Source organism: Kitasatospora sp. MMS16-BH015 (assembly GCF_002943525.1).
In the GTDB taxonomy this organism is placed as follows: Bacteria; Actinomycetota; Actinomycetes; order Streptomycetales; family Streptomycetaceae; genus Kitasatospora.
The window spans coordinates 3,716,118-3,735,120 of the sequence record NZ_CP025394.1 but is presented as its reverse complement, the minus strand read 5'-3'; the positions used below and the strand labels follow the sequence as shown (position 1 = coordinate 3,735,120).

Below are 19,003 nucleotides of genomic sequence, written 5' to 3'. Positions count from 1 at the left end.
GGGTGGTCAGCCGGTGGCGAGTTCGGGCTCGGGGTCCGGGTCGGGGCGGCGGCGGCCGAAGAGTTCGGCGGGGGTGGGCATCCGGCGGGGTTGGGGGCGGGCCGGGGGCTGCGGGGGCTTCGGGGTGTCGGTGGAGCTCATGGGGGGCCGTCCTCCTGCGATCGTCGGGATGGGGTCTGCGGGGAAGGGCTCGGTGGCCGGGCTGGGCACGGCGGTGAGGTGGCGCTGGCCCGAGCCGAGGGCGAGGCGCTCGCGGACCTCGGCCTCGGCGAGGGCGTGGCAGCGGCCGGCCAGGCGGGAGCGGCGGGAGCGCTCGGTGCTGCCGCAGGGGAGGCGGGCGAGGGCCCGCAGGGCGGCGAGGTCCTCGGGGCCGGGCAGGTAGCCGTCGGCGACGGCCTCCTCCAGGCGCTCCAGGTAGCCGATCGCGCTGCCCGGCAGGGCGGCGCGGTAGCGGGCCAGGTCGGCGAGCAGGAAGGTGCGCAGCCGCCCGCCCTCGTGGACGGCCTCGTCCACGGCTTCGGCGAGGCGCAGCGCCTCCTGGACGTCCTCCGCCCAGAGGGTGGCGACGGCGGCCGCGTGCGGGGCGTGGACGGGGTACAGGGCTTGGGCGAGAGCACGGCGCAGCACCCGGACTTCGTCGGCGCTGAAGGCCATGCCGCCGCGCGATCCGTGTGGCGTAGGCATGACCTGACAGTACGTGGCGTACGTCCGATTTATGACGATTGTGGCCGTGTTTGTCCCGATTGGCCGATAACCGTACGCAGGGCGGAGCAATGACCGGCCGTCAGCTGGGGGGCGATCAGCCCTTGTTGCGCTCGTAGACCAGGCGCAGGCCGATCAGGGTGAGCCAGGGCTCGTGCACGTCGATCGCGCTCGCCTCGCCGAGCACCAGCGGGGCCAGCCCGCCGGTGGCGATCACCTGGACGTCCTCCGGGTCCTTGGCGAGCTCCTTGGCCATCCGCTCGACCAGGCCGTCCACCTGCCCGGCGAAGCCGTACAGGATGCCGGACTGCATGCCCTCGACGGTGTTCTTGCCGATCACGTTCCGCGGCCGGGCCAGCTCGATCTTGCGCAGCTGCGCACCGCGCAGGCCGAGCGCCTCCACCGAGATCTCGATGCCCGGGGCGATCGCCCCGCCCACGTAGTCGCCGCGCTCGTTGATCGCGTCGAAGGTGGTGGCGGTGCCGAAGTCGACCACGATGCACGGGCCGCCGTAGAGGTGGTTGGCGGCCAGCGCGTTGACGATCCGGTCGGCGCCGACCTCCTTGGGGTTGTCCATGAGGACGTGCACCCCGGTCTTCACGCCGGGCTCCACGATCACCGCGGGCACGTCGCCGTAGTAACGGCGCGTCACCTCGCGGAGCTCGTGGAGCACGGCGGGCACCGAGGAGCAGATCGCCAGCCCGGAGACCTGGTCCTCGGCGGAGATGATGGGGTGCGACCCCATCAGGCCCTGCATCAGCACCGCCAGTTCGTCCGCCGTGCGGCGCGGATCGGTGGAGATCCGCCAGTGCTCGACGATCTCCTCACCGTCGAACAGGCCGAGCGTGGTCTGAGTGTTGCCGACGTCGATGGTGAGGAGCATGGGCTGCTTTCTGGTGAAGCGGACGGTCAGGAACGGAGGTCCAGGCCGATGTCCAGGATCGGCGAGGAGTGGGTCAGCGCACCGACCGCGAGGTAGTCGACACCAGTCTCGGCGACGGCCCGGGCGGTGGCCAGGGTCAGCCCGCCGGAGGCCTCCAGCTTCGCCCGGCCGGCCACCAGGGCGACGGCCTCGCGCAGCTGCTCGACGGTGAAGTTGTCCAGCAGGATCAGGTCGGCCCCGGCCTCCAGGACGGGGGTGATCTGCTCGATGGTGTCCACCTCCACCTCGACCGGCAGGTCGGGGTAGGCGGCCTTGACGGCCTTGAACGCCTCGGCGACGCCGCCGGCCGCGATCACGTGGTTGTCCTTGACCAGCGCGGCGTCGGAGAGCGACATCCGGTGGTTGGCGCCACCGCCCGCGCGGACGGCGTACTTCTGCAGCGCGCGCAGGCCCGGGGTGGTCTTGCGGGTGTCCCGGACCACGGCCTTGGTGCCGGCCAGCTCGTCGGCCCAGGCGCGGGTGGCGGTGGCGATGCCGGAGAGGTGGCAGAGCAGGTTGAGCGTGCTGCGCTCGGCGGTCAGCAGGTCGCGGGTGCGGCTGCGCACCGAGAGCAGCACCTGGCCGGCCTCGACCTTCGCGCCGTCCTCCACGTGCCGCTCGACCTCGAACTCCTCCTCGCAGACCAGCGAGACCACGGCCTCGGCGATCCGCAGGCCGGCCACCACGCCGGCCTCGCGGGCGGTGAAGTCGGCGGTGGCCACGGCCTCCGCCGGGACGGTGGCGGTGGAGGTGACGTCCTCGCCGCCGGCCAGGTCCTCGGCCAGCGCCAGGGTGGCGATGTCCTCGACCTCGACCGGGTCGAGCCCGGCCTCCTCCAGGAGCTCGGCCAGCGCGGGGTCCAGGCCGGTCTCGTACGCCTCGGCGTCCCCGCAGGCGCAGCCGTCGCCGCAGCCGTCGGCCATGGGGAGTTCCTCGTGGACGTGGGTCATGGTTCTACTGCTCCTCGGGGGTGCTGACAGGGGTGCCGGTGGCGACGGCGAGAGTGGTGATCAGGTGGCGCTGCCACTGCGCGTCGTCCCGCTCGGGGAAGTCCTCGCGCCAGTGGCAGCCCCGGGTCTCCTCGCGCTGGGCGGCGGCGGTGACCAGGGCGGTGGCGACCAGGTGGAGGTTGGTGGCCTCCCAGGTCTCCACCCGGGGGTCGGCCGGCTTCTCCTCGGCCGCGTGCGCGTGGGCCTGCGCGGCGAGCTCGGCCAGGCCGGCGGCGGTGGTGGCCATCGAGGCGGCCGAGCGGATGACGCCGGCGCCGGTGGACATCAGGCACTGGATCCGGGCCCGGGCCTCCGGGGCGAGCAGCGGCACGCTGCGGGCCGCCCGGGCCCCGGCCACGTCCACGGTGCGCTCGGGCAGCTCGCCCGCGCGGTGCCGGGCGATCAGGTCGGCGGCGATCTGCTCCGCGAAGACCAGGCCCTCGAGCAGCGAGTTGGAGGCGAGCCGGTTGGCGCCGTGCACCCCGGTGCAGGCCACCTCGCCGCAGGCGTACAGCCCGGGCACGCTGGTGCGCCCGCGCAGGTCGGTGCGGACCCCGCCGGAGGCGTAGTGCGCGGCCGGGGCGACCGGGATCGGCTCGGTGACCGGGTCGATGCCGTGCGAGCGGCAGGAGGCGAGGATGGTGGGGAAGCGCTGCTCCCACATCTCGGCGCCGAAGTGCCGCCCGTCCAGGTACATGTGCTGGGCGTCGAGCTCCGCCATCCGCCGGGTGATCGCCTTGGCGACGATGTCCCGGGGGGCGAGCTCGGCGAGCTCGTGCTGGCCGACCATGAAGCGGACGCCGTCCGCGTCCACCAGGTGCGCGCCCTCGCCCCGGACGGCCTCGGAGACCAGCGGCTGCTGGCCCTCGGCCTCCGGCCCGAGCCAGAGCACGGTGGGGTGGAACTGGACGAACTCCAGGTCGGTGACCTCGGCCCCGGCGCGCAGCGCCAGCGCCACGCCGTCGCCGGTGGAGACGGCCGGGTTGGTGGTGGCCGAGAAGACCTGGCCCATGCCGCCGGTGGCCAGCACCACGGCCTTGGCCCGGATGGCGCCCACGCCGTCCCGCTGGCCCTCGCCCATCACGTGCAGGGTCAGGCCGGCGGCGTGGCCCTCGGCGTCGGTGAGCAGGTCGAGCACCAGCGCGTGCTCGATCAGCTCCAGGCCGGGGTCGGAGCGGACGGCGGCGACCAGCGCGCGGGATATCTCGGCCCCGGTGGCGTCGCCGCCCGCGTGCACGATCCGGCGCCGGTGGTGGCCGCCCTCGCGGGTCAGCAGGATCTCGCCGTCGGCGCCCTTGTCGAAGGCGGCGCCGGTGGCGATCAGGTGCCGCACCGCGTCCGGGCCCTCGGTGACCAGGGTGCGCACGGCCTCCTCGTCACAGAGCCCGGCGCCCGCGACCAGGGTGTCGGCCAGGTGCTGCTCGGGGGTGTCCCCCTCGCCCAGGGCGGCGGCCACGCCACCCTGGGCCCAGCGGGTGGACCCGTCGTCGAGCATCGCCTTGGTGACCACCACGGCCCGCAGGCCGGCCTGGCGGAGATTGAGCGCGACGGTGAGACCGGCGACGCCGGAGCCGACCACGACCACGTCGGTGGTGGTGGTCCAGCCGGGGGCCGGAGCGGTCAGGCGATGTGAGACGGACATCTTTTCAGTGGCTCCTTCAGCGCGCCGCGGTGAGGGCCGCGGTGTCCAGGTCACCGTACGCCTTGGATTCGGTGGCCCCTCCACCGGAAGCCGGGCCGCCCTCTGTCAGGTCACCGCGGCGCAGGCCGCTGCCCTCGGGCGTCTCGGCGGGGTCGCCGCCGGTGCCGGTGATCCTGTTGTCGGCGTCCACGAAGACCACGCTCGGCACGTAGCCCTTCGCCTCGGCCGTCTCCATCTGGCCGTAGGCGATCAGGATCACCAGGTCGCCCGGGTGCACCAGGTGGGCGGCGGCGCCGTTGATGCCGATCACGCCGGAGCCGCGCTCCCCGGCGATGGTGTACGTCTCCAGGCGGGCGCCGTTGGTGACGTCGACGATGTGGACCAGCTCGCCGGGCAGCAGGTCGGCCGCGTCGAGCAGGTCCTGGTCCACCGTCACCGAGCCGACGTAGTGCAGGTCGGCCTGGGTGACGGTGGCACGGTGGATCTTGGACTTCATCATGGTGCGGAGCATCTTGGTCACGCCTCCGGGAGTGAGTGCATGCCGTACTTCGACGGTTTTTTGGAGTGTTATCGGACGATCATGCGGACGTTGTCGATCAGGCGGGTGGCGCCCACCTTCGCGGCCACGGCCAGCACGGCCTCGCCCTGGAAGTCGTCCGGCGCCTCGGTGAAGGCGTCCGGGTCGATCAGGGCGAGGTAGTCGAGGGAGAGGCCCTGGGCGCCGTCGAGCACGGCGGCGGCGGCCTCGCGGACGGCCTGCGGGCCCTTGGCGGCGGCGTCCCGCCCGGCGAACAGCGCGCGGGAGAGAGCCAGCGCCTGGGTGCGCTCGGCCTCGGAGAGGAAGCGGTTGCGGGAGGAGAGGGCCAGGCCGTCCTCCTCGCGGACGGTCGGCACCCCGACGATCTCCACGTCGAAGTCGAGGTCGGCCACCATGCGCTGGATCAGGGCCAGCTGCTGGGCGTCCTTCTCGCCGAAGAAGGCGAAGTCCGGGTCGGTGATGTGCAGCAGCTTGGCGACGACGGTGAGCATCCCGTCGAAGTGCCCGGGCCGGGCGGCGCCCTCGAACCGCTCGCCCATCGGGCCCGCGCTCAGGCGGACCACCGGGGTGCCGTTCGGGTACATCTCCTCCGGCAGCGGGGCGAAGACCACGTCCGCGCCGTTCTCCTCGGCGACCCGGACGTCGGCGGCCAGCGTCTTGGGGTAGCGCTCCAGGTCCGCGGCGTCGTCGAACTGGAGCGGGTTGACGAAGACCGTCACGGCGACCCGGCCGTCCTTGCCGACCTGCTTGCGGGCGGCCCGGATCAGCGCGGCGTGGCCCTCGTGCAGCGCGCCCATGGTCATCACCACGGCGTTGTCCACCGGCTGCTCGTCCGGCCAGAAGGCCGGCTCGAAGTCGGCGATGGTGTGGGTCAGCACCGTCTTGCGGGGCTTGGGGGCGGGCTTGCTGCCGCGTGCCATCAGGGGGTCTCCTCGTTGAGTACGTCCAGCAGCGCCGCCGCCGCCTCTTCCTTGAGCGATCCGTTGCGGACCGCCCGCTGGGCCGTGGCCCTGGCCATCGCCCGGTACGCCTGGCCGATGTCCGCAGCGGCGGGGCCCAGCTCCGCCAGGTGCCGGCGCACCGTGCCCGCGTCGCCCCGGGCGACCGGGCCGGTCAGCGCGGCGTCGCCCGAGCGCAGGCTGTTGTCCAGCGCCGCGCCGAGCAGCGGGCCGAGCAGCCGGCCGGGCTCGGCGACGCCCGCGGTGCGCAGCAGCTCCAGGGCCTGGGCCACCAGGGTGACCAGGTGGTTCGCGCCGTGGGCGAGGGCCGTGTGGTAGAGCGCCCGCACTTCCTCCGGCACCCACTCCGGCTCGCCGCCCATCTCCACCACCAGCGCCTCGGCCACCGGCCGCAGCTCCTCCGGCGCCGTCACCCCGAACGGGCAGCCGGCCAGCCGGGCCAGGTCCACGGAGGTGCCGGTGAAGGTCATCGCGGGGTGCAGCGCCAGGGGCAGCGCCCCTTCCCGTACGGCGGGCTCCAGGACGCGGACGCCGTGGGCGCCCGAGGTGTGCACCACGATCTGCCCCGGCCGCACCGCGCCCGTGGCGGCCAGCCCGGCCACCAGCTCCGGCAGCGCGTCGTCCGGCACGGTCAGCAGCACCAGGTCGGCGGCGGCCAGCACCTGCGGGGGAGTCACCAGCCGCACCCCGGGCAGCAGCGCCTCGGCCCGTCGCCGGGAGGCCGCCGACACCCCGGAGGCCGCGACCACCCGGTGGCCGGCCAGCTGGAGCGCGGCGCCGAGCGCCGGGCCGACCCGGCCGGTGCCGACGACTCCGACGGCCAGCCGCGCGGGCCGGTTCCCGGGATCACTGGGGTCGGCGAAGGGATCCAGGAAGCTCACGGCTTGAAGTCTACGGGCAGTTTCCGGACGGCCTTCAGCAGCACTACCCGGAGCACCACCGGGGGCGCGGGGAACTGCGCGAGGTCGGGAGCAGCGGACTCGTCATCTCCCGTCGGCAGTCAGTTGCACCAGCAACGGACAGTGCAAGTGGTTCTCGGCGTAAGACTGCTTCAGCGTGCCGGGCTGGCCGCGCCGTTCCCCGCGCCCCTAACCGGTTGCAACGGAACGCGGAGGAGTACGTCGAACCCGCCGTCGTGCCTCGGCTGAGCCGTCAGTTCGCCGTCCAGCAGGGCCGCCCGCTCCCGCAGGCCGACGATCCCGTGGCGGCCGCCGGGCAGCGGCACGGCCGGGGCCTCGACGGTCGGGACTCCGTTGCGGACGGCGACGTTCAAACTGCATTCGTCGGCCTCGACGGTCACCGAGGTGAGGGCGCCGGGGGCGTGCTTGCGCACGTTGGTCAGGGCCTCCTGGACGGTGCGGTAGGCGGCCCGCTCGACCGGCTCGGGGACGGTGCGGCCGGCCAGGTCGATCCGCAGGGACGCGTCCACCTCGGAGGCGGCGACCAGCGAGGCAAGATCGGCCAGCCGGGGCTGCGGGGCCAGCTCGGTGGGGCCGGCGCCGGCCGCCCGCAGGACCAGGATCATCGACCGCAGCTCCTCCAGGGTGGCCACGGCCAGCCCGCGCAGGGTGCCCGCGACCTGCTTGACCCGGGCGTCCTGGGAGGTGACCTCCAGCGCGCCGGCCTGGACGGCGATCAGCCCGGCCTGGTGCGAGACCACGTCGTGCATCTCGCGGGCGATCCGGGCCCGCTCCTTGGCCAGCACGGCCGCCGCGTGCAGCGCCCGCTCCTGGTCGCGGACGGCGGCCAGCTCGGCCACCCGGTCGGAGAGGTCCTTGCGGGTCTGAGCCAGCAGCCCGAGCCAGACCGGGCCGGCGCCCAGCATCACGGCGTAGATCAGCTGCTGGCAGATGTCGCTCGCGGTCATCTTGGTGATGTCGCTGATCGGCCAGGGTATGAAGGAGCCGGTCACCACCAGCGCGGCCGCCAGCACCTTCTGCCAGGTCGGCCGGGCCGAGCGGGCCACCGTGTAGACCGCGACCATGGCCGCGATCAGCGCCCGGCCGGCGTACAGGCCGGGCAGGGTGGCGAGCAGCACGCAGAGCGGCAGCCGCCGGCGCAGCAGCAGCACGCCGGCCGCCGCGAGCGAGGCCCAGAAGCTCCAGTCGCGGGGCGGCGGGTAGTTGAGGGCGGCGTCCAGCCCGGCGGGGAGCACCAGCAGCAGGTCCACCGCGCGCTGGTGCCAGCGGGAGTTCGGCCGCCAGAGGATCCGGCCGAGGAGGCGGAGGAAGCGGACCTGCGGGGCGGCCGGGGGCACAGCCGTCATGGGACATCCCGGGGTCTTGGCGCGGGGCTCGGCCGTCGGAGTGCGGAGCCCGGCCGTCGGAAGGGGAACTCACGGGACGGTACATCAGTCCGATTCGCCCGGAAAGCCCCGAGTTCCGTAGCCGGGCGGCTGCACCCCGTCAGCATCCGGCCCTCACTCCCCGGCCCGGACCAGCCCCGCCTCGTAGGCGAGCACCACGGCCTGGACGCGGTCGCGCAGCCCGAGCTTGGCCAGGATCCGGCCGACGTGGGTCTTCACAGTGGCCTCGGAGAGGGTGAGCCGGGCGGCGATCTCGCCGTTGGAGAGGCCCTGGGCCACCAGCAGGAAGACCTCCCGCTCGCGCTCGGTGAGCGGGGCCAGGGTGGCGGCGCCGGGCGTCTCGCGGGAGGTGGGCAGCACCTGGGCGAAGCGGTCGATCATCCGGCGGGTGGTGGTCGGGGCGACCACGGCGTCCCCGCCGTGCACGGCCCGGATGGCCGCGACCAGCTCGGTGGGCGGCACGTCCTTGAGCAGGAAGCCGCTGGCCCCGGCCTTGAGCGCGGCGAAGGCGTACTCGTCCAGGTCGAAGGTGGTCAGGATGAGCACGTGCGGGGCCCCCTCGCGGGGCAGGCCGTCCTCGGTGAGGCAGATCCGGCGGGTGGCCTGGACGCCGTCCAGCCGGGGCATCCGGACGTCCATCAGGATCACGTCCACCTCGGCGCGCTCCAGGACGGCGAGCGCCTCCTGCCCGTCGCCGGCCTCGGCGGCGATCTCGATGTCCCCCTGGGACTGGAGCACCATCCGGAAGCCGGTGCGGAGCAGTTCCTGGTCGTCGACGAGCATGACGCGGATGGTCAATTGGGGCTCCTGGATAGTGCAAGCGGATCGAGGCTTTTCAGCTGCGGCGACGTGCGGGGTGGGCCGCGCAGTTCCCCGCGCCCCTGGCGATGGCGCTCATTTGCCGGATTTGAGGGGCATCACGGCGCGGATGCGGAAGCCGCCGCCGGGGCGTTGGCCCACGTCGAGGCTGCCGCTGACCATGCCGACCCGCTCGCGCATGCCGATCAGGCCGTGGCCGAGGCCGTCCGTGCCGCCCGCGGCGAGCTGCTCCGCGGTGGAGCCGCGGCCGTCGTCCTCGATCAGCACCTCCAGCTCGCGGTCGCGGAAGTCGACGGCCACGTTGGCCCGCACGTCGGGGCCGCCGTGCTTGCGCACGTTGGTGAGCGCCTCCTGGACGATCCGGTAGACCGTCAGCTCCACGCCGCGCGGCAGGTCGCGGGCCTCGCCGGTGGTGGAGAAGGAGACCGGCAGACCGGCCGTGCGGACCTGCTCCAGCAGGTCGGGCAGCTCCTCGACGCCGGGCTGCGGCACGTACTCGTCGGCGGTGTCGGCGGTGCGCAGCACGCCCAGCAGGCGGCGCATCTCGACCAGCGCCTGGCGCCCGGTGGCGGCGATGGTGCCCAGCGCTTCCTTGGCCTGCTGGGGCGAGTTGTCCATCACGTACGCGGCGCCGTCGGCCTGGACGATCATCACCGAGACGTTGTGCGCGACCACGTCGTGCAGCTCGCGGGCGATCCGGGCCCGCTCGGCGGCCACGGCCACCTTGGCCTGGGCGTCCCGCTCGCGCTCCAGCCGGGCCGCGCGGTCCTCCAGCTCCACCAGGTAGGCCCGGCGGACGCGGGTCAGCCGGCCCCAGGCCCAGCAGAGCACGAAGGGGGTGGAGAGCAGGGCCGCGAGGAAGGCCGACTGGGCCAGTCCGTGCGGGCTGCTGCCCGCCGGGTCCTCCTCGACGTAGAAGAACCGCCAGACCGTCAGCGGCCCGGCCGTCAGCCCGACGCCGAGCGCGATCCGGGAGGCCCAGGGGGCGCCGAAGGCGGCGGCGGTGTACGCGAAGACCAGGTAGGCGATGCTGGAGGCGCCCGGGATGATGTTGAAGGCGATCTGGGAGAGGCCGAGCGCCACCCCGACGGCGGTGGTCAGGTTCGGGTACTTGCGGCGCACCACCATCAGGGCGGCCACGGCGAGCGAGACCAGCAGGCCGGCCCCGAGCTGCCAGGAGCCGCCCTGGTCGATGTCGGAGAGCGCCCCGAAGAAGAGCACGAGCAAGGCCCAGGCGGAGTCGACCACCATGGGGTGACGGCGGAGCCAGGCGTTGAGTCGATGCACAGTACAAGCGTAGGCAGCGCGGGGGGGCTTCCAGGTCCGCCGCGAGGGCGATCCGGCCTACTCCCCAAGGTGGAGAGGGCGGTACCGTCCGGGCATGAGCTGGCAGCGGTGGCAGACCGCGATGGAACAGGCCCTGTACGCGCCCGACAGCGGCTTCTACCGCAGGCCGGAGGGCCCGGTGGGCCACTTCCGCACCTCCGTGCACGCCTCCCCGCACTACGCCGGGGCGGTCGCCCGCCTCCTGCGCGAGGTGGACCGGGAGCTCGGCCGACCCGAGGTGATCACCCTGGTCGACGTGGGGGCCGGGCGGGGCGAGCTGCTCACCGGGGTGCTGGCGGCGGTCGGCGGCCTGGACGACCGGGGCGACCTGGGCGGCCGGCTGCGGCCGGTGGCTGTCGAGGTGGCCGAGCGGCCGGCCGGGGTGCCGGCCGAGGTGGAGTGGACGGACCGGGTGCCCACCGGCTTCGCCGGGCTGCTCTTCGCCAACGAGTGGCTGGACAACGTGCCGCTGGACATCGCCGAGGTGGACGAGGACGGGGTGCTCCGGCTGGTGGAGGTGACCCCCGCCGGGGAGGAGCGGCTGGCCGCGCCGGTGGCCGGGGCGGACGCCGAGTGGGCCGCCCGCTGGTGGCCCGCCGAGGAGCCCGGCGCCCGGGTCGAGCTCGGCCGCAGCCGGGACGCCGCCTGGCGCGGCGCTGTGGCCGGGCTTGAGCGCGGCCTGGCCGTGGCCGTGGACTACGCGCACACCCGGGCCGACCGTCCGCTCTTCGGCACCCTGGCCGGCTTCCGCGCGGGCCGCGAGGTGGAGCCCGTGCCGGACGGCTCCTGCGACGTGACGGCGCACGTGGCACTGGACTCGGCGGCGGCGCCCGGTCTCCACAGCCTGTGGACGACGCAGCGTGCGGCGCTGCGGGCGCTCGGCGTGGACGGCGGGCGCCCGCCGCTCGAGCTGGCCTCCACCGACCCGGTGGCGTACCTGCGCGCGCTCGGCGGCGCGGGGGAGTCGGCCGAGCTGACCGATCCGGCCGGGCTCGGCGGCTTCCGGTGGTTGACACAGACGGTCCGAATGCCGGTACCGGAAGCCCTGCGGGGGCTCGATGGGTGGCAGACTCTCCCCTCATGAGCCTCATCAGGGAGACCACGGTCGGCATCGGCGCCGGGGCCGACAACGTGACGGGCGAGCTGGGCACCACCGACATGGTGCTCAACATCGGCCCGCAGCACCCGTCCACCCACGGTGTGCTGCGGCTCAAGCTGGTGCTGGACGGCGAGCGGATCCTCGCGGCCGAGCCCGTGATCGGGTACATGCACCGGGGCGCCGAGAAGCTCTTCGAGGCCCGGGACTACCGGCAGATCATCATGCTGGCCAACCGGCACGACTGGCTCTCCGCCTTCGCCAACGAGCTGGGCGTGGTGCTCTCGGTCGAGCGGATGCTCGGCATGGAGGTGCCCGAGCGGGCGGTCTGGATCCGCACCATGCTGGCCGAGCTCAACCGGGTGCTCAACCACCTGATGTTCCTCGGCTCCTACCCGCTGGAGCTCGGCGGGATCACCCCGGTCTTCCACGCCTTCAACGGCCGCGAGGAGCTCCAGCACGTGCTGGAGGAGGCCTCCGGCGGCCGGATGCACTACATGTTCAACCGGGTCGGCGGCCTCAAGGAGGACGTCCCGGCCGGCTGGCTGGCCCGCGTCCGGGCCGCCGTGGCCACCGTCCGCGCCCAGCTGCCGGTCTTCGAGGACCTGGTGCTCGGCAACGAGATCTTCCGCGGCCGCACCGCCGGGGTCGGCGTGCTCTCCGCCGCGCACGTGCACGCGTACGGGGTCAGCGGCCCGATCGCCCGCGCCAGCGGGGTCGACTTCGACCTGCGGCGGGACGAGCCCTACCTCGCGTACGGCTCGCCGGAGCTGCGCGAGGTGCTCACCGTGGTCACCCGCGAGGAGGGCGACTGCCTGGCCCGCTTCGAGTGCCTGATCGAGCAGACCGCCAACTCCCTCGACCTGGCCGACGCCTGCCTCGACAAGCTCGCCACCCTCGCCCCCGGCCCGGTCAACCTCCGCCTCCCCAAGGTGCTCAAGGCCCCCGAGGGCGCCACCTACGCCTGGACCGAGAACCCCCTCGGCATCAACGGCTACTACCTCGTCTCCCGCGGCGAGAAGACCCCCTGGCGCCTCAAGCTCCGCTCGGCCTCCTACAACAACATCCAGGCCCTGACCGAGCTGCTCCCCGGCACCCTGGTCGCCGACATGGTCGCCATCCTCGGCTCGATGTTCTTCGTGGTCGGCGACATCGACAAGTAGGCCCCGGGCCGGCCCCCCGCCGGCCGGGTCAGGCGTCGAAGCCGTCGGCCGGGTGGGGGGCGTGGGTGCGGTCGCTGCCCGAGGCCATGCGCTGGGCGCAGAGGTCGGCGAGGACGGCGTAGCCCTCGGGGCCCATGAGTTCGGTGAGCTCGGGGCGGTAGGAGACGTAGACCGGGTCGGGGCCGTTGTGGGCCTCGGGGGAGCTGGTGCACCACCAGTGGAGGTCGTGGCCGCCGGGGCCCCAGCCTCGGCGGTCGTACTCGCCGATGGTGACCTGGAGGTAGCGGGTGTCGTCGGGGCGGTCGATCCAGTCGTAGGTGCGGCGGACCGGGAGCTGCCAGCAGACGTCGGGCTTGGTCTCCAGGGGCTCCTTGCCCTCGCGCAGGGCGAGCGAGTGCAGGGCGCAGCCGGCGCCGCCGGCGAAGCCGGGGCGGTTGAGGAAGAGGCAGGCGCCGTCGACCCGGCGGGTCTGGCGGTCGCCGTCCTCGTCGAACATGGTGATGCCGCCGTCGAGCTTGATCCGGCCCTTGGCGTCGGTGCCGTGCTCGAAGAGCTCCCAGTCGGCCGGGGTGAGGCGGGCCGCGTGGGAGGCCACCCGCTGCTCGTCCTCCTCGTCCGAGTAGTGCGCGCCGAGCGTGCAGCACCCGTCCGACTCGCCGCGCCCGGGCCGGATCCCGTGGCAGCCCTTGCCGAAGATGCAGCCCCAGCGCGAGGTCAGCCAGGTCAGGTCGCAGCGGAAGACCTGCTCCTCGTCGGCCGGGTCGGCGAACTCCACCCAGGCCCGGGCGAAGTCGAGCCCGACCTCGGGGAGCGGGGCCGGCATGCCCAGGTCGACCGGGTTCTTCTGCTTCTTGGGAGCCTTGGTGCCCTTGGCGCCGGTGGTGCTCTTGCTGTTCTTGCCGCTGTTGGACTTCTTCAGGGGCTTCGGGGTCTCTGCTGCCACCCGGTAAGGGTATGGCCTGTGGGTGGCGGTCGGGCGGTGCCCGTCGGGGCAGGTCGTGAAGCTGCCGTGAGAAAGAGGCGCCACCCCTGCGGCGCCCCCGGGGGCGGGGCCTAGGATGGCGCCGCCGGACGGACGATGACGGGGGAGTGCACGGATGGCGGCGAACGCGGTGGGCGGGGGCGGCGGATTCCTCCTCAAGCCCTGGGAACTGCACGGTGAGGGCAAGGAGTTCGAGTCCATCTCGAACGATTTCAACCGGGCCGCGATGACCCTGGAGCAGGGCTTCGCGGACCTCGGCACGCCCTGGGGCACGGACGCCCCGGGCCACGGCTTCGGCGCGGCCTGGCAGGAGGCGCAGCCCCAGCTGGTGGCCGGGTTGAACGGACTGGCGGACCAGCTCCGCGTGGTCGGTTCCGGCCTGCATGCGATGGCCGACAGCACCAGCGGCACCGAGGACGAGATCACCGCGGGCCTGACCCGCTGACCCCGCCCCACCCCGACCACCGGGGCGGCGCGCTGCAACTGCCCCCGCGCCTGGCGCGTCTCGGCTGATGCCCGAGGCCCGCGTTCGGCGTGGCCGCCGGAGCGCGGCGCCGCCCCTCGTACCAACCGTCGAACCCGAAGGGGGACTCACGTGTCCCGGAGTTTGCCCGAGGACCTCGTCCCGGTGATGGCGAAGACCAGCCACAAGTGGCCCGAGGCGGACGAGGACGGGCTGCGCCGGGCCGCCGCCCTCTGGCGCGACTTCGGCGCCGAGGCCGAGCGGCTCGGCCGCCGCGGCCAGGATTCGGCCCAGCGCGTCACCTCCGAGAACTCCGGCAGCTCGGTGGACGCCTTCGCCGACCACTGGCGGGCCTTCGCCGACGGCGGCCGGGGCCACCTGGACGACGCCCGGGCGGCGGCCGAGCTGCTGGCCAAGGCCTTCGACGACGCCGCCGTGGCGGTGGACGAGTGCAAGGCCGGCATCGTCGCCGCGCTGCACTCGCTGGCCGACCAGCTCAAGGCCACCGACTCGCTGGGTGACAAGGCCAAGCAGGCGCTCGGCGGCGGGGTGCTCGGCAGCGTGGCCAAGGCCGTCACCGGCGTGGTCGCCGACGTGGGCGAGGCGGCCGAGACCGAGGTGGCCAAGCTGCACGTCGGCGCGCTGCTGGACGGGCTGGCCGACCGGCTGGAGCACGAGCTGCGGGCCGCCCTCAAGGAGCCCGCCGTCATCGCCCTGGAGCGGCTCGGCACGGGGCAGTTGAAGGTGGACGCCCGGGCCGGCGACCTGCCGGCCAAGAGCGTGTTGACCACCGGGGTCAAGAGCGGCGCCCTCGGGGTGGCCGGGATGCAGACCCTGCACGTGGCGCTGCGCCGCGACGGCACCGTGCGCACCGACGCCCAGGGCCAGCCGGTCTTCCTGGACCAGAACGGCACGGCCGTGCCCGGCGTGGCCGGGATCACCGTGGCGGTCGGGCAGAACGGCAAGCCCGTGCTCGACTCCTCGGGCCAGATAGAACTGACCGACCGCCAGGGCAACCCGGTGGCCGGGGTCGCGCTGGACACCACCGGTAAGCCGCTGACCGGCCCGGACGGCAAGCCCGTGCTGGTCGGCACCGACGGCGCGGTGGGCGGCACCGGCCTCACCCTCGACCTCGACGCCCAGGGCAAGCCGCTGCTCGGCAAGGACGGCAAGCCGCAGCTCTTCGACGCCACCGGCAAGCCCGTCAGCGGCACCGACCCGTACGGCATCGGCCCCACCGGCACCGGCCCGACCAACCCCACCCCGCCCGGGCTCGCCGGCAAGCCCCGGTTCGACCAGCAGGGCAACCAGCTGCCGCTGACCGACCCGAACGGCACCCCGCCGGTCGACCCCCTGACCGACCTGACCACCAAGAGCACCACCACCCCCACCGGCCCCACCGGCCTGTCGACCAAGCCCGGCAACGGCCTGCACCTGGGCCTCGGCCCCGCCCAGGTCGACCTCACCACCACCCCGGCCCCGACCCTGGACACCACCCCCACGCCCACCGTGGCCACCAGCGGCGGCGGTGGCGGAGGCGGCGGCTCGTACGGCGGCGGCCACCGCGGTGGCGGCGACTACGGCGGCGGCTACGGCGCGGGCGGCGTGGGCGGTGGCGGTGGTGGCGGCTACCAGGGCCCGAGCCACCCGCTGCCCGACCCGCCGGCCCCGGCCGGCCCGCCGAGCGTGCACACCGACTCGCTCGGGACGGCCCCGCTGCCGCCCGCGCCCAGCGCGCCGCCGGCCGCCGGCGACCCGTGGAGCTCGGTGGACGCCTCCGGCCCGGCCGGCGGCGGCTACCGGCCCGACCCGGGCGGCAGCCAGTCGGGCGGCGTCTCGCTCGGCGGCGGCCCGGTCGGCGGCGGTCTGCCGGTCTCCGGAGGCCCGGTCGGTACGCCCGTCACCGGCGGCCCGCTGAGCGCGCCGATCGCCACCGGCCCGGTGGCCGGCGTCGGGGCCGGCCCGGTCGCCGGCGCTCCGGTGACCGGCGCGCCCGTGGCCGGCGGCCCGGTCACCCCCGGTGCGCCCCCGGCCGGTGCGCCGGGTGCCGCCGGTGCCCCCGGCGCTGCTGGCGCCCCGGGCAGCAGCGGCGCGGGCAGCAGCGGTGCGGTGCCACTCGGCCCGGTCGCGGGCAGCGCGGGCAGCGCGGGCGGCACCGGCACCCCGGGTGCCACCAGCACCACCGGCGCCGTGGTCGGCCTCCCGGTGCAGGACGCCCGCCCGGGCGTGGCCAGGCCGGTCGCCGCCCCGGGCCTGGGCACCTCGGCGCCCGGCCCGCTCCGGGGCTACGCCGACCAGCCGCTGCCGGGGCGTCGGCCCGACGCCCCGGCCGGCGCCTGGAGCGCCCCGGTGGAGCCCGGGCAGGTCTCGGCCGCGTACCTGGTGGTGCAGGCGTACACCCGCCCGGCCCCGCCGCCGCCCGTGGAGAAGCGCGAGCGGAGCACGGACAGCCGTCCGTACGGCCTGCCCGGCGGGCTCGGGCCGGTCGACCCGGCGCACCAGCGCGAGGTGGAGCGGCGGGTGCCGCGTGCGGCCGACGGCTCCTACGCCGTACACCCGGACCCGCGCGCGGGCGACTGGGCCGAGGCGATCAACGGTGGCGGCCCGCGCGAGAGCGGCCGCGCCAACACCTGCGTGGACCTGGCGCTCTCCGGCCTGCGGACCTTCGCCGGCCTGCCGACCTGCGCCGCTCCCCGGCTGCCCGACGGCCCGTGGGGCGAGCGCGGCGGCCGGGACCGGATCGAGCGCGAGCTCGGCACCCGGTTCCGCGACCTGGGCGACGGCACGGGCGCCTTCGAGCAGCTCGCGCTGGCGCTGCACCGCTCCGGGCCCGGTGCCCAGGCGGTGCTGCTCACCCTGGACGAGTACGGCCGCTCGCACACCTGGAACGCCGTGCTGCACGGCAAGGCGCTGACCTACCTCGACCACCTGTCGGGCCGTCAGGCACCGAGCCCGCTGCACCCGGCCGACCACGGCCTCTGGGCGATCGCGCTGGACGCGGCCTCCCGGCCGCTGGACCTCACCGAGCTGTCGGCCGCCGTCCCGGCCCCGGCGACCGCCTCGGCCCCGGTCGAGCAGCCGGCCCCCGCTGCCGCCGCCCCCGCCGTCGCCCCGCCGCGCTCGCGGCTGACCGCCCACCGCACCAGGAGCAAGACCCGATGATCACCCGCGAGCAGGCCCTGGACATCGCGCACCGCTGGTTCAACGGCGAGTTGCCGCAGGAGGCGGCGCGCGCGGTCCGCAGCCACGAGTTCGAGCTCGGCTGGGTGGTCTGGCCCGAGCCCGCCCCCGTGCAGGTCGACCCGCTGACCGGCGGGCGGCGGGCCCCCGAGGAGCTCGGCGCGGCCGGGGCCGTGGTCGACCGGGCCACCGGCGAGCTGACGGTCTGGCCCTCCTGCCCGGTGCCGGAGATCGTCGGCCTCTACCGGGCCAAGCTCGGCGCCGACCGGTACGACCCGGCGCTGCCGCCGGTCACCGGCCCCGGCGACCGGGCCGAGCTGAGCTGGCTGGACGGCCAGGGCGAGCGGCAGGTGCTGGAGCTGCGCTCGGCCCCGGGCCGCCCGCACCCGGCGCTGCGCGCCTGGTGGCAGCTGAAGGAGCAGGGGGTCAAGGCCGAGCAGGTGATCGGGGTGCGGACCGACCTGCGGCTGGCCATGCTGCCCGGCAACTACACCGTGCTCGACCTGGCCGCCGAGCTGCCGCAGGCCCAGCTGAGCCACCGGCTGATGTACGGACCGCGGTTCGACCAGCGGGCCGCCGCTGTCCGGCAGCTGCTGCCGGGCGCCGACCCGAAGCCCAACCGGGTGCCCTTCCCGCTCGCCGTGCCGCCCGCCCAGCCGGAGGGCGAGCCGCAGCTGGCCGCCCGGCTCGGCGCGCTGTTCGGCGCCGAGGGGCTGCGCCGGTTCGGCGCGGGCGAGGTGCTGGCGGCGGGGCTGCCGGAGCCGACCGCCGGGGTGCTCACCCGGATCGGCCTGCCGGCCGAGGTGCCGGGGTACTTCGCGGTGCACCACCCGCAGGCCGACGGGGTGCTGGACGGCAGCCGGGTCGGCCCGGTGCTGCCCGAGGTCAGCGCGCACCTGGCCGAGGGCGGCGGGGGCGGCCGGGCCACCCAGGCGGCCTGGGCCGCGCTGGCCGGCCAGTACGTGATCGGCTCCGACGGCTGGGCCGTGGTCACCGTGGACGCGGCCGACGGCAAGGTCCGCACCCTCGACCCGCACAGCGCGGTGGCCCGCTACTGCAACGCCGACCTGACCGCCTTCGTCCGCTGCCTGGCCCTGTTCGCCGAGCGGCTGCCCCGGCTGGCCGGGCTGCACCCGTACGCGGCCGGCCCGGCGGTGGCCGAGCTCCAGTGGGGCCTGGCCGCGCTGGACCGCACCGTCTTCGGCGACCCGGAGAACTGGTGGGCCGTCATCGTCGAGCAGCTCTGGGACGGGCTGATCTGAGCCGGGCTCAGCGCAGGGCGTGGGTGAGGCCGGTGGCCTTGGCCTCCTCCTGCTCGTTGTAGCCGAAGAACCAGCGGCCGGCGCTGAGGGCCAGCCAGGAGCCGTCCGCGAAGGCCAGGTCGACCCGCTTGGTGAACCAGGAGTCCGGGGTGCCCGGCCGCAGGCCGTAGCTGCCCCGGGGCAGCTCGAGGACCGGCCGGGTGCCGTACAGCGCCAGCAGGCGCCGGTCGGTCAGCACCAAGGTGAAGCGCTTGTGGTCGACCTGCAGATTTATCGGAGAGGTTCGCACCGCCAGCCAGAACCGGCCGGCGGTGGACTCCCGCCCGCCGTGCCAGGAGCCGCCGTGCAGCGGGCGCCGGATCGCCCGGTAGAGCCGGGTCATCGGGTAGAGGCCGTACCGGCGCTGGTAGCGGGTGTCCAGGCTGAGCAGTTCGCGCAGCACCGGCGGGGCGAGCATGGCCATCGAGGCCCGGAAGCCGTCCCAGAGGTAGCGGAAAGGCATGGCGAGGGCCGCGCCGGCGAACCGGCTGGGGTCGAAGTAGAGCGGGAGCAGCGGGTCCAGTTCGAGGTCGAACGAGCCGAGCACCGTCTCACCGGGGTGGAGGGGCGCGGGAGCGCTGCTCTGCTGGGTGGGGTACGGGTTCACGGCTGGGTC

At 75.0% G+C, this 19,003-nt stretch carries 17 protein-coding genes; 5 read left to right on the top strand and 12 right to left on the bottom strand.

Annotated features, from left to right (window positions below):
• Window positions 1–6: 6 nt before the first annotated feature.
• The 10 genes from CFP65_RS16205 to CFP65_RS16160 form a co-directional block, all read right to left on the bottom strand.
• On the bottom strand, window positions 7–684 hold the full coding sequence (locus CFP65_RS16205; RefSeq protein ID WP_104816766.1) for a hypothetical protein: 678 nt from the start codon (window positions 682–684) through the stop codon (window positions 7–9).
• Between the two features lie 115 nt (window positions 685–799).
• Window positions 800–1,585, bottom strand: a complete 786-nt coding sequence (locus CFP65_RS16200; protein ID WP_104816765.1) for a type III pantothenate kinase — start codon at window positions 1,583–1,585, stop codon at window positions 800–802.
• Window positions 1,586–1,611: 26 nt separating this feature from the next.
• Window positions 1,612–2,574: a carboxylating nicotinate-nucleotide diphosphorylase gene (gene nadC / locus CFP65_RS16195; RefSeq protein WP_104816764.1), complete on the bottom strand. Its 963-nt coding sequence runs from the start codon at window positions 2,572–2,574 to the stop codon at window positions 1,612–1,614.
• A 4-nt stretch (window positions 2,575–2,578) separates the two neighbouring features.
• The gene (locus tag CFP65_RS16190; RefSeq protein ID WP_104816763.1) at window positions 2,579–4,255 is read right to left on the bottom strand and encodes an L-aspartate oxidase; all 1,677 of its coding nucleotides are present in this window, start codon (window positions 4,253–4,255) and stop codon (window positions 2,579–2,581) included.
• Window positions 4,256–4,271: 16 nt separating this feature from the next.
• The gene (panD, locus tag CFP65_RS16185; protein WP_104820921.1) at window positions 4,272–4,766 is read right to left on the bottom strand and encodes an aspartate 1-decarboxylase; all 495 of its coding nucleotides are present in this window, start codon (window positions 4,764–4,766) and stop codon (window positions 4,272–4,274) included.
• 56 nt (window positions 4,767–4,822) lie between these two features.
• Window positions 4,823–5,713: a pantoate--beta-alanine ligase gene (panC, locus tag CFP65_RS16180; protein WP_104816762.1), complete on the bottom strand. Its 891-nt coding sequence runs from the start codon at window positions 5,711–5,713 to the stop codon at window positions 4,823–4,825.
• Window positions 5,713–6,633 carry a Rossmann-like and DUF2520 domain-containing protein gene (locus tag CFP65_RS16175; RefSeq protein ID WP_254552419.1) on the bottom strand — a complete coding sequence of 307 codons (921 nt, stop codon included), beginning with the start codon at window positions 6,631–6,633 and terminating at the stop codon, window positions 5,713–5,715. The genes panC and CFP65_RS16175 overlap by 1 nt, the downstream gene beginning before the upstream one ends.
• A 170-nt stretch (window positions 6,634–6,803) precedes the next feature.
• Window positions 6,804–8,018 carry a sensor histidine kinase gene (locus tag CFP65_RS16170; protein ID WP_104816761.1) on the bottom strand — a complete coding sequence of 405 codons (1,215 nt, stop codon included), beginning with the start codon at window positions 8,016–8,018 and terminating at the stop codon, window positions 6,804–6,806.
• Window positions 8,019–8,171: 153 nt separating this feature from the next.
• On the bottom strand, window positions 8,172–8,855 hold the full coding sequence (locus CFP65_RS16165; protein WP_104816760.1) for a response regulator transcription factor: 684 nt from the start codon (window positions 8,853–8,855) through the stop codon (window positions 8,172–8,174).
• Window positions 8,856–8,951: 96 nt separating this feature from the next.
• Complete coding sequence (locus CFP65_RS16160; RefSeq protein WP_104816759.1) at window positions 8,952–10,163, bottom strand: sensor histidine kinase; 1,212 nt, start codon at window positions 10,161–10,163, stop codon at window positions 8,952–8,954.
• 94 nt (window positions 10,164–10,257) lie between these two features.
• Here CFP65_RS16160 and CFP65_RS16155 point away from each other — a divergent pair, with 94 nt between their 5' ends.
• Together CFP65_RS16155 and CFP65_RS16150 are read left to right on the top strand one after the other, a co-directional pair.
• A complete protein-coding gene (locus CFP65_RS16155) occupies window positions 10,258–11,286 on the top strand; it encodes an SAM-dependent methyltransferase (RefSeq protein WP_104816758.1) in 1,029 nt (342 codons plus the stop codon).
• 5 nt (window positions 11,287–11,291) lie between these two features.
• On the top strand, window positions 11,292–12,461 hold the full coding sequence (locus CFP65_RS16150; RefSeq protein WP_371682535.1) for an NADH-quinone oxidoreductase subunit D: 1,170 nt from the start codon (window positions 11,292–11,294) through the stop codon (window positions 12,459–12,461).
• Between the two features lie 28 nt (window positions 12,462–12,489).
• On the opposite strand, the gene CFP65_RS16145 is transcribed toward CFP65_RS16150, so the two are convergent.
• Window positions 12,490–13,404 (bottom strand): hypothetical protein, encoded by a 915-nt coding sequence (locus CFP65_RS16145; protein WP_254552418.1) that lies wholly within the window; start codon window positions 13,402–13,404, stop codon window positions 12,490–12,492.
• A 154-nt stretch (window positions 13,405–13,558) separates the two neighbouring features.
• Here CFP65_RS16145 and CFP65_RS16140 point away from each other — a divergent pair, with 154 nt between their 5' ends.
• From CFP65_RS16140 to CFP65_RS16130, 3 genes are all read left to right on the top strand, one after another.
• Window positions 13,559–13,888, top strand: coding sequence for a WXG100 family type VII secretion target (locus CFP65_RS16140; RefSeq protein WP_104816756.1), 330 nt, complete (start codon window positions 13,559–13,561; stop codon window positions 13,886–13,888).
• Window positions 13,889–14,038: 150 nt separating this feature from the next.
• A complete protein-coding gene (locus CFP65_RS42120; protein ID WP_158702197.1) occupies window positions 14,039–17,068 on the top strand; it encodes a toxin glutamine deamidase domain-containing protein in 3,030 nt (1,009 codons plus the stop codon).
• A complete protein-coding gene (locus tag CFP65_RS16130) occupies window positions 17,065–18,348 on the top strand; it encodes an SUKH-4 family immunity protein (protein WP_104816754.1) in 1,284 nt (427 codons plus the stop codon). Before CFP65_RS42120 ends, CFP65_RS16130 begins: the two co-directional genes overlap by 4 nt.
• A 7-nt stretch (window positions 18,349–18,355) precedes the next feature.
• Here CFP65_RS16130 and CFP65_RS16125 read toward each other — a convergent pair whose 3' ends face one another.
• Window positions 18,356–18,994: a hypothetical protein gene (locus CFP65_RS16125; protein WP_104816753.1), complete on the bottom strand. Its 639-nt coding sequence runs from the start codon at window positions 18,992–18,994 to the stop codon at window positions 18,356–18,358.
• Window positions 18,995–19,003: the final 9 nt, after the last annotated feature.

Excerpts from the sequence above, each read along its gene's own strand:
- CFP65_RS16190 (WP_104816763.1), bottom strand. The coding sequence starts at position 4,255 with ATGTCCGTCTCACATCGCCTGACCGCTCCGGCCCCCGGCTGGACCACC.
- panC (WP_104816762.1), bottom strand. The coding sequence starts at position 5,713 with ATGGCACGCGGCAGCAAGCCCGCCCCCAAGCCCCGCAAGACGGTGCTG.
- nadC (WP_104816764.1), bottom strand. The coding sequence starts at position 2,574 with ATGACCCACGTCCACGAGGAACTCCCCATGGCCGACGGCTGCGGCGAC.
- panD (WP_104820921.1), bottom strand. The coding sequence starts at position 4,766 with ATGCTCCGCACCATGATGAAGTCCAAGATCCACCGTGCCACCGTCACC.
- CFP65_RS16140 (WP_104816756.1), top strand. The coding sequence starts at position 13,559 with ATGGCGGCGAACGCGGTGGGCGGGGGCGGCGGATTCCTCCTCAAGCCC.
- CFP65_RS16200 (WP_104816765.1), bottom strand. The coding sequence starts at position 1,585 with ATGCTCCTCACCATCGACGTCGGCAACACTCAGACCACGCTCGGCCTG.
- CFP65_RS16130 (WP_104816754.1), top strand. The coding sequence starts at position 17,065 with ATGATCACCCGCGAGCAGGCCCTGGACATCGCGCACCGCTGGTTCAAC.
- CFP65_RS16205 (WP_104816766.1), bottom strand. The coding sequence starts at position 684 with ATGCCTACGCCACACGGATCGCGCGGCGGCATGGCCTTCAGCGCCGAC.
- CFP65_RS16155 (WP_104816758.1), top strand. The coding sequence starts at position 10,258 with ATGAGCTGGCAGCGGTGGCAGACCGCGATGGAACAGGCCCTGTACGCG.
- CFP65_RS16170 (WP_104816761.1), bottom strand. The coding sequence starts at position 8,018 with ATGACGGCTGTGCCCCCGGCCGCCCCGCAGGTCCGCTTCCTCCGCCTC.